Annotated in this window: 8 protein-coding genes; 5 read left to right on the top strand and 3 right to left on the bottom strand. The window is 67.9% G+C overall.

Features of this window, described 5'->3' with window-relative positions:
- On the top strand, nt 1-636 hold a 636-nt coding region (locus G3N93_RS33770; RefSeq protein WP_206134916.1), incomplete at its 5' end, for an NAD-dependent epimerase/dehydratase family protein.
- On the opposite strand, the gene G3N93_RS33775 is transcribed toward G3N93_RS33770, so the two are convergent.
- Complete coding sequence (locus tag G3N93_RS33775) at nt 619-804, bottom strand: hypothetical protein (protein WP_174942007.1); 186 nt, start codon at nt 802-804, stop codon at nt 619-621. The two genes, G3N93_RS33770 and G3N93_RS33775, sit on opposite strands and share 18 nt — an antisense overlap.
- A gap of 105 nt (nt 805-909) precedes the next feature.
- The gene (locus G3N93_RS33780; RefSeq protein ID WP_174941546.1) at nt 910-1,626 is read right to left on the bottom strand and encodes a pseudouridine synthase; all 717 of its coding nucleotides are present in this window, start codon (nt 1,624-1,626) and stop codon (nt 910-912) included.
- Between the two features lie 114 nt (nt 1,627-1,740).
- Between G3N93_RS33780 and copC the strand changes: the two genes are divergently transcribed.
- From copC to G3N93_RS33800, 4 genes are all read left to right on the top strand, one after another.
- Nucleotides 1,741-2,115, top strand: a complete 375-nt coding sequence (gene copC, locus G3N93_RS33785) for a copper homeostasis periplasmic binding protein CopC (RefSeq protein WP_174942011.1) — start codon at nt 1,741-1,743, stop codon at nt 2,113-2,115.
- A gap of 65 nt (nt 2,116-2,180) precedes the next feature.
- Nucleotides 2,181-2,681: a DinB family protein gene (locus G3N93_RS33790; RefSeq protein WP_174941550.1), complete on the top strand. Its 501-nt coding sequence runs from the start codon at nt 2,181-2,183 to the stop codon at nt 2,679-2,681.
- 183 nt (nt 2,682-2,864) lie between these two features.
- Nucleotides 2,865-3,638, top strand: coding sequence for an SDR family oxidoreductase (locus tag G3N93_RS33795; RefSeq protein WP_011352934.1), 774 nt, complete (start codon nt 2,865-2,867; stop codon nt 3,636-3,638).
- Between the two features lie 166 nt (nt 3,639-3,804).
- The gene (locus G3N93_RS33800; protein ID WP_174942015.1) at nt 3,805-4,734 is read left to right on the top strand and encodes a LysR family transcriptional regulator; all 930 of its coding nucleotides are present in this window, start codon (nt 3,805-3,807) and stop codon (nt 4,732-4,734) included.
- 40 nt (nt 4,735-4,774) lie between these two features.
- On the opposite strand, the gene G3N93_RS33805 is transcribed toward G3N93_RS33800, so the two are convergent.
- On the bottom strand, nt 4,775-5,331 hold a 557-nt coding region (locus G3N93_RS33805; protein WP_241026809.1), incomplete at its 5' end, for a LysR substrate-binding domain-containing protein.

Genomic DNA, 5,331 nt, shown 5'->3' on the forward strand with positions numbered 1-5,331 from the left:
TCAGCGCGTATTGTACCCGACGGCCTTCGTGCGCCGAGGCTCGTCTACGCCAGTACGACGGGCGTTTACGGCGACTGCGGTGGTGCACGCATCGACGAAACGCACCCGCTGCGCCCCGCGAATCCACGCGCGTTCCGGCGCGTGTCGGCCGAGCGGCAGCTGCGTGCGGCGACGGTGCGCGGCGTGCTGTCCGCGCGCATCGTGCGCATCCCGGGCATCTACGCGGCGAACCGTCTGCCGATCGCACGGCTCGAGCGCGGCACGCCGGCGCTCGAGCCGGCCGACGACGTCTACACGAACCACATCCATGCGGACGATCTCGCGGCGATCCTGCGTCGCGCGGCCGAGCGTGGCAAGCCGGCGCGCACCGTGCATGCATCGGACGACAGCGAACTGCGGATGGGAGAGTATTTCGACCGGGTCGCGCAGGCGCTCGGCCTGCCGAGGCCGCCACGCGTCAGCCGCGCGGACGCCGAGCGTCAGCTCGAACCGACACTGCTGTCGTTCATGCGCGAGTCGCGGCGCCTGTCCAACGCACGGCTCAAGGCCGAATTGTGCGTGACGTTGCGCTATCCGACCGTAGATGATTTCCTTCAAACGCTTGCGTCGGGCAGCGCATCAGGTGAGCGCCGGTAACGCCTCGATCAGCAGGAAGCACAGCAGTGCGCCGATCAGCGCACCAATCAGGTTCGGATGATATTTGTGCTTCATGTGCATCGCGGCCAGCAGCCCGCCGATCACGATGACACCGATGATCGCGAACGCAATCATCACGGACGACAGTTCAAAAGTATGGTTGTTCATGATGTCTCCCCTGCATCGCTGCTCGTACAGCTTGTGATTTCAGTATAGCGGGGGAACATGCGGCCGAGATGCGGCCGGACGTCGAACGGTCGTGCGGATTTTCCCTTACAGGGTTTTGACCGGATTGCGCAACGCTGAAAGGTCGGCGTCATCGAGCCAGCGCCACGCACCCGGTGCGAGATCGCCCGGCAGCGTGAAGCCGCCGATGCTTTCGCGATGCAGCGCTTCGACGCGATTGCTCGCCGCTGCGACCATGCGCTTGACCTGGTGATACTTGCCCTCGAGGACGGTCAGCGCGAGCGCGTGCGTGTCGCGCGCGTCGGCGGCGACCGCCGCGATCGGCTTCGGCTCGCCGTGGAGCTGCACGCCGGTGCGCAGCGTGTTCAGCTGCGTGTCGTCGAGCGGGTGGCGCACGGTCGCCACGTAGGTCTTCGGCACCTTGCGCTTCGGCGACGTGTACGCGTGCACGAACTGGCCATCGTCGGACAGCAGCAGCAGGCCCGTCGTGTCCTGGTCGAGGCGCCCGACGCACTGTACGCCACGCGCGACGAGCGGTGCGGGCAGCAGGCTGAACACGCTCGCGTGGTGTTGCGGGTCGCGCGAACACTCGTAGCCGGCCGGCTTGTTCAGCGCGAGATACGCGTGCGCGTGGAACGGCCACGCCGTATCGTCGACCGAGAATACGAGGCCGTCGGTATCGAACGTGGCGTCGGGGTCGGTTGCGCTGGCGTCCGCCACGGTGACGCGGCCTGCTTCGATCAGGCCGCGGCACTGGCGGCGCGAGCCGAAGCCCTGAGTGTAGAGAATGCTTTCGAGATCCATAGCGCGCGCATTCTATCAAGCGATGGCGCGCGACCGGCATGAACGCGCATGCGCTGGTAAGCTGCCGGTACGCCGCGCGGGGCGCGGCGTCCGCTCATTCTTCACGGAAAGTCCATGCCTTTTGCTTCGTTCCTGTTCGGCCGCAAGGCCGCTGCCGTCATCGTGGCCGCGACCGTCTCGTCGGCCGCGTTCGCGCACGCGCACCTCGCGAAGAGCGATCCGGCGGCGGGCGCGGCCGTGGCTGCCGCACCGGCCGCCGTCACGATCGACTTCACCGAGCCGCTGGAGCCGGCGTTCAGCTCGATCGTCGTCGTCGACGGCGACGGCAAGACGGTGTCGGACGGCCGTGCGCGCATCGACGCGTCGAACCGCAAGCAGATGACGGTGCCGCTCACGGCGGTCGGCACCGGTGCCTATACGGTGAAATGGGTGGCCGTCGCGACCGACGGGCACCGCACGCAGGGCGCGTATGGCTTCAGCGTGAAGTGACGCAACGGCGGCGGCAGGCCCGTGCCAGGGTTGTCGTCGCCCTCATCCGACAGGGAGTTTCCCGCATGAACCCGACGACGCTCGACGCACTCGCCGATTTCCCCCGTCAGCTCGAAGCGCATTTCGCGGCCGTACCCGATGGCTACGCGCGCTGGACGCCCGACGACTGGGCGGGGATCCCGAGCGAGCATTTCTCGCCGCTCGGGCAGCTCTGCCACGTGCGCGACATCGAGATCGACGGCTATCACGTGCGGCTGCGGCGGATGCTCGATGAAGACCGGCCGCTGCTCGTGTCGATCGATGGCGACGCGCTCGCGATCGAGCGCCGCTACAACGACGCGTATGCGTCCGACGTGCTCGCGGCGATCCGCGAAGCGCGGCGCGAGACGCTGGACCTCGTGTCGCACCTGACGCCCGAACAGCTCGCGCGCACCGGGGAGTTCGACGGCTACGGTTCGCTGACCGTGCGGGGGCTCGTTCACTACCTGTGCAGCCACGACCAGCAGCATCTGGCCGGCATGCAGTGGCTGCTCGGCAAGATCGACGCGACGCTGTACGCGCGCTGAGCCGGCCGGCATCTACGCCATCGATCGAGCTCAGATTCCGGCGTGGTTGTCGGTACGGCAGGCTGCACTGCCGCGCTTCGATTGGATCGTTTTTCTGGATAATCCATCCAGCCGAGACTGGCTGACCGGTGCGTCGCGCGTGCCTACACTCCAAGCTTCGTTCAACGAGAAAAGGAGTCAACCGTGGCAACTCATACGCTCGCAGACAAGGTCGTCCTGATCGCAGGCGGCGCAAAGAATCTCGGCGGCCTGATCGCGCGGGATCTGGCGAGCCACGGCGCAAAGGCCGTGGCGATTCACTACAACAGTGCCGCATCGCAGGCGCAGGCCGAGGAGACGGCTGCCGCGGTGCGTGCGGCCGGCGCGGAAGCGGCAACGTTCCAGGGCGACCTGACGACGGCCGCCGCGGTCGAGAAGCTGTTCGACGACGCGAAGCAGCACTTCGGCAAGATCGACATCGCGATCAACACGGTCGGCAAGGTGCTGAAGAAGCCGTTCACCGAGATCAGCGAGGCCGAGTACGACGAGATGTTCGCGGTGAACAGCAAGTCGGCGTTCTTCTTCATCAAGGAAGCGGGGCGGCACCTCGAGGATCACGGCAAGCTCGTCACGCTCGTGACGTCGCTGCTCGGCGCGTTTACGCCGTTCTATGCGGCGTACGAAGGGTCGAAGGCGCCGGTCGAACATTTCACGCGCGCGGCGTCGAAGGAATACGGCGCGCGCGGGATTTCGGTGACGGCCGTCGGGCCGGGCCCGATGGACACGCCGTTCTTCTACCCGGCCGAAGGCGCGGATGCGGTCGCGTATCACAAGACGGCGGCCGCGCTGTCGCCGTTCAGCAAGACGGGCCTGACCGACATCGAGGACGTCGTGCCGTTCATCCGCCATCTCGTCACCGACGGCTGGTGGATCACGGGCCAGACGATCCTGATCAACGGCGGCTATACGACCAAGTAACCGACCCGGCAACGGGCCGCGCGGCGCACCGCAATGGCGCGTTTGCGTGGACAATGGACGGGCGCGCGGCCTCGCGGCTGCGTGCCCGTTTTTTCTGTGCCGCCGGACCTTGCCGCGACGCGCGACGGCTGGCGGCGGCGTTCGTCCGAACCTGGGTTCCCCGCCGATGGACAAGCTGGATCAGGTCAGAATCTTCCTGCAGGTTGCCGAGATGGGCAGCTTCATCAAGGCCGCGCATGCGCTCGACGTGCCGCGCGCGACCGTGTCGGCGGCCGTGCAGCAGCTCGAGACCGGGCTCGGCACACGCCTCCTGCACCGCACGACACGCCAGGTGCAGCTGACTGCCGACGGCGCGCTGCTGCTCGAGCGCGGCCGGCGCCTGCTCTCGGAGGCCGACGAGCTCGACCGTCTGTTCCGCCGCCGCGACCGTGACGTGATCGGCCGGCTGAACGTCGACGTGCCGAGCCGGATCGCTCGCCGCATGGTGGCGCCCGCGCTGCCGTCGCTGTTTCACCGTTACCCGAAGCTGCAACTGTCGCTCGGCTCGACCGATCGTTCGATCGACCTGGTGCAGGAGGGCGTCGACTGCGCGATTCGCGTGGGGCGGCTCGCGGACAGCAGCCTCGTCGTGCGGCCACTCGGGCAGTTCACGCTGATCAACTGCGCGAGCCCCGACTACCTGCGCGAATGCGGCGTGCCCGAGCATCCGGATGCGCTCGCGCACGGACACTGGGCGATCGGCTATGTGTCGCCGACAACGGGGCGCGAGCTCGACTGGGAATACTGCGCGGACGGCGAGCGGCACACACTCACGCTGCCGAGCCGTGTGATCGTCAACAACGCCGAAACCTATATCGCCAGCTGCATCGCCGGAATGGGGCTGATCCAGATTCCGCGCTTCGACGTCCAGCATCTGCTCGACAGCGGCGCACTCGTCGACGTGATGCCCGGCCACCGTGCGTCACCGATGGACGTGTCGGCTGTCTATCCGCATCGGCGCCATCGTTCGCGCCGGCTCAATGCGTTCATCGAATGGTTCGGGGAACTGATGGTGAGCGCGTTGACGAGAGGCGGGGAGGGCGCTGAGGGCGACTGACCGGCACGGCCGGTTGGCGTCACGTGTCGTCGTGCGTGTTTCAGCCGGGCAGCGCCACCGCGAACTGCCGGTTGCGCCCGGTTTCCCGCACCGCATCGATCAATGCCGCGCCGGCGCCGTCCGGTTTCGCCGCGAATGCGTAGAAGCGCGCGGCCGGCAGCGCCGGCAGACCGTCCTGCGGGCCGCATTCGCGCAGGCCGTCGCGCAACTGGCTGCGCGCCAGCGCGGTGACCGCGAAGCCCGCGAGCGCGGCCGACACGCAGCCGGCCATGCTGCTGCTCTCGAACAGTACGCGGAACGGCCGCAATGCAGCGGCAAGTGCCGCGACGGCGGCTTCCCGATAGACGCACGGCTGCGGAAACAGCGCGAGCGGCACGTCGCCGCCGGCGTCGAGCGTGCGATCCGACGCGAACGCCCACACGAGCGGTTCTTCCCACAGCAGTTCGCCTGGCGTGTCGACCTGCCGGCACTGCTTGCCGAACACGACGTCGAGCCGGCCGAGCGTCTGCTCGCGCAGCAGCGACGCGGTGATCCCGACCTTCAGCTCGATCGACGTGCGCGGGTGGCGGTCGCGAAACGTGCGCAGCACCTGCGGCA

Origin of the sequence: Burkholderia sp. Se-20378 (genome assembly GCF_017104665.1) — a bacterium.
GTDB classification, from domain to species: domain Bacteria; phylum Pseudomonadota; class Gammaproteobacteria; order Burkholderiales; family Burkholderiaceae; genus Burkholderia; species Burkholderia lata.

What these genes read in the sequence shown, in the direction of transcription:
- G3N93_RS33775 (WP_174942007.1), bottom strand. Translation starts at nt 804, where the DNA reads ATGAACAACCATACTTTTGAACTGTCGTCCGTGATGATTGCGTTCGCG.
- copC (WP_174942011.1), top strand. Translation starts at nt 1,741, where the DNA reads ATGCCTTTTGCTTCGTTCCTGTTCGGCCGCAAGGCCGCTGCCGTCATC.
- G3N93_RS33800 (WP_174942015.1), top strand. Translation starts at nt 3,805, where the DNA reads ATGGACAAGCTGGATCAGGTCAGAATCTTCCTGCAGGTTGCCGAGATG.
- G3N93_RS33780 (WP_174941546.1), bottom strand. Translation starts at nt 1,626, where the DNA reads ATGGATCTCGAAAGCATTCTCTACACTCAGGGCTTCGGCTCGCGCCGC.
- G3N93_RS33790 (WP_174941550.1), top strand. Translation starts at nt 2,181, where the DNA reads ATGAACCCGACGACGCTCGACGCACTCGCCGATTTCCCCCGTCAGCTC.